Here is a 2,974-nt window from a genome sequence, read left to right as displayed (position 1 = left end):
AGCTGATGCCGATTTATGATAGGCAACAGCATCCTCCGACTCCTGTCCATAAAAAAATGGCGTATCCATTGGACCAGGAGCAACCGCAGTAACTGAAATCCCCCTATCTCCAAACTCTTTTGCTGCCGCACGGGTAAAATCCTCAACAGGTGCCTTTGCACCAGCATATGTCGAGTAATAACCCGTAAATGCAGCCAGTAATGAAGTCACTATAGTACAGATCTTACCATTATCGTTCAATTGTTTTCCAGCTTCCTGTAAAAAGAAATAAGCCTGTTTTGAATTGATGTCGAACATGCTATCGTACTCTGCTTCGGTTGTGTCTAAAAATGGTTTTTTCAGCACTTTACCCACCGTATTGATCGCAATATCAATACCACTAAATTTGGCTTTTGCTTCCGCAAACAGCTTTACCACATTTTCCACCCTGGTTAAATCGGCCTGGGTAAGGTAAGCCTCGCCACCAGCTGAGATAATATCGGCCAAGGTCTTCTCTGCATCAACTCTTGTTGACTCACTATTGTAATGGATCACTACCTTCGCTCCTTTTGCCGCTACATTTCTGCTAATTAAGCCACCCAGGTTTTTTGCACCTCCTGCGATCAGCACTACTTTACCTTTTAAATCGTTCCTGCTCATAATAAATTTTTTAAGATTATTGATAGTATAAAATTCAGCTATCGCCCTTTAAATAACATGGTGAACTTTTCGGAGCTTTCAGGTATTCGCTATTTTTTATGCAGTTTTCTAAACGCCCCAGGTGTTTGTCCGGTAAATTTTCTGAAGAATTTTGAAAAATTGGAGGGATCATACGTCAATCTCTTCGCAATGTCTGCAATAGAACGGTCCGTATGGAGCATCATTTCTTTTGCCTGTTCTACGATTTTCAAATCATAGAAATAACAGGGATGGTGACCCATTGTTTGCTGAATGGTATCGGTCAGGTGGGTATGAGAAACACATAAGGCGCTTGCGATTTCGTTCAAGGTCAACATTTCAGTGGCCTCACCGCTGACAATTTCAGCTAGATGAAGGTCTAAAAAATCAAAATAGGTCCTGGTAATTTCATCCCCACGTTTCATTGGCTTATTTGCGTTTAACATAAATAGGAAATTGCAAAGATTATCATAATTTAAGGTTTTCGCATGGTGAACTTTTCGGTATCGCTTTTTACTCAATTTACAAATCAGGTGGCATTAAAAAAGACAGCTATCTAAATTGGGATGTTCAACAGTCTTAATTTCCCCCTTGTCGTTTCTGCATTAATTTCCTGTAGAAATTTCAGGAGGCTACCTTAGGGTTGTCAGTGGGCATGGTTTATTTTGAATAAAAAAAATCATGAAAAAACTTGACCTGGCAAAAAAATACAAGCCCTACTATACCGCAAAGTTATCCAATCGGTATTTTAAGCAGTATACTTCAAGGTATACTGTTTTACCGGAGAGAACTATCAAAAACCGGCCAAAGTATGCCCGAAGTATACTTCCATCCCCGTTTGCAATGCAATAAGAGGGGTTCAACCAGACCTTGTAGACAAAATGGGTTCTGCTTATTGGTTTATCCATGCCTTTCTCAACGAAAGTTGACCACTGGAGGGGTTATTCATTTCAAAAACAGTTTTTGCGGCTTCATCATAATCGAGTCCTACCTTCATCAAACTCTCTTTTAAAGAAATTGTTTGTCCCTCTTCGACATAATCTTTAAAAAACTGACGAATCTCGGGGAATGTAAATGCAGTAATTACATTAAACAAGTCTTCGTCTTTAAAAGCTTTTTCAGGACCATATTTTTTAACCAGCTTTTGCATTAATTCCTGTGTACCAAGCTTTCCATTGGAAAGTTCTCTTAAGCGAATGTCAAGGCATAAACCTATCAAGGCACCTTTTTGGTAAAAATTCATATACTGATCCTGCCTTTTGATCGCATTAGTGCTCATCACAGTCATAGACAAGTTATTATCGAATCCTTCCATACCCTTGATTTTGGCTTCGATCTTTTTAGCAAACTGCTGAAGGCTGATCATCCGTTGTTTTATGGGCATATGCATGGTCGCATATTCAGTCATACCTTCATAAAGCCAGAGGTGCCTTGACAATACAGGGTTAAGAAAATTAAAATCCTGTACTTCCTTAGAATGGATATTGAGTGGCGTCAGAATATGAAAAAACTCATGAGAAGCAACATCAATTAATGCCTCGGGAAGCTGGTCTAAAGTTTCCGAACCGTACAGGCATACAGTGGAATTGCTGTGTTCAAGGCCATCAGCCATCAGTCCCCTTGGGATTTTTTCATGATAGATCAGAAATGCATACTCATTAACAGGCAATCTCCCGCCAAGGTATGCCTGCTGACTCCTTAAAATCGTGTCCAATCTGGAGGCTAAGGTTTTTGAATAAGATTGATGCGACTGCGAATAAAAGGAAACCAGGACTTTCGCATTCCCCACTGTGATCCAGGTGGTGTCTGGTACGCAATACATGACAGGTGCATCGACCAGATGACGGTAATCTTTTGCTGAAACCACATCTATAGTATCGTTCTGATGGGTGTATTCCAAGGCAGATGAGGGATAGAATTCCCGGTTTTTCTTTACCGTCACCTTGTAGCCTTTATTTCTAACTTTTTCAAAGTAACCGACGAGCGCATTATAGTTTAGGATAAAAAGTTTGTCTTTTTTAAAGGTACTTTCGGCAGATTTTGCTCCCGGAGTATTTTGCGGCAGATCCTCCCAACCGCTGGATACTTCATAGGTTATTCTAGCAGTATTCTTCAAGTCAGGCACGATCCAGGTATTCGTATCTAATCTTTTAACGGTGATTGGCTCTCCCTTCTTATTAAATGCCTTAAATGCGGAAACGTATTGACCAAAGTTCATCGCGTCATAGTAGCCCGGAATTAGCTTAGGCATTACAAATTTAGCTTCTCGCTGATTGGTTTTGGGTGGTACAAGGGAAACCTGCACCCTATTATCTCG

The 2,974-nt window shown here is 40.3% G+C and carries 3 protein-coding genes; all 3 read right to left on the bottom strand.

The features are described 5' to 3' along the window. Positions 1–639 (bottom strand): SDR family oxidoreductase (locus AC1DDX_RS25980; protein ID WP_477622877.1); only part of this gene is annotated, 639 nt, incomplete at its 3' end. A gap of 89 nt (positions 640–728) precedes the next feature. Beyond that, positions 729–1,082 carry a helix-turn-helix domain-containing protein gene (locus AC1DDX_RS25975; RefSeq protein WP_246269735.1) on the bottom strand — a complete coding sequence of 118 codons (354 nt, stop codon included), beginning with the start codon at positions 1,080–1,082 and terminating at the stop codon, positions 729–731. Positions 1,083–1,549: 467 nt separating this feature from the next. Continuing rightward, positions 1,550–2,974, bottom strand: a 1,425-nt coding sequence (locus AC1DDX_RS25970; protein ID WP_477622876.1) for a M61 family metallopeptidase, incomplete at its 5' end; no start/stop codon positions are given.

The organism is Pedobacter sp. 10L46_2 (genome assembly GCF_056395165.1).
This window is presented reverse-complemented; position numbering and strand designations above follow the sequence as displayed.

What these genes read in the sequence shown, in the direction of transcription:
- AC1DDX_RS25975 (WP_246269735.1), bottom strand. Translation starts at nt 1,082, where the DNA reads ATGAAACGTGGGGATGAAATTACCAGGACCTATTTTGATTTTTTAGAC.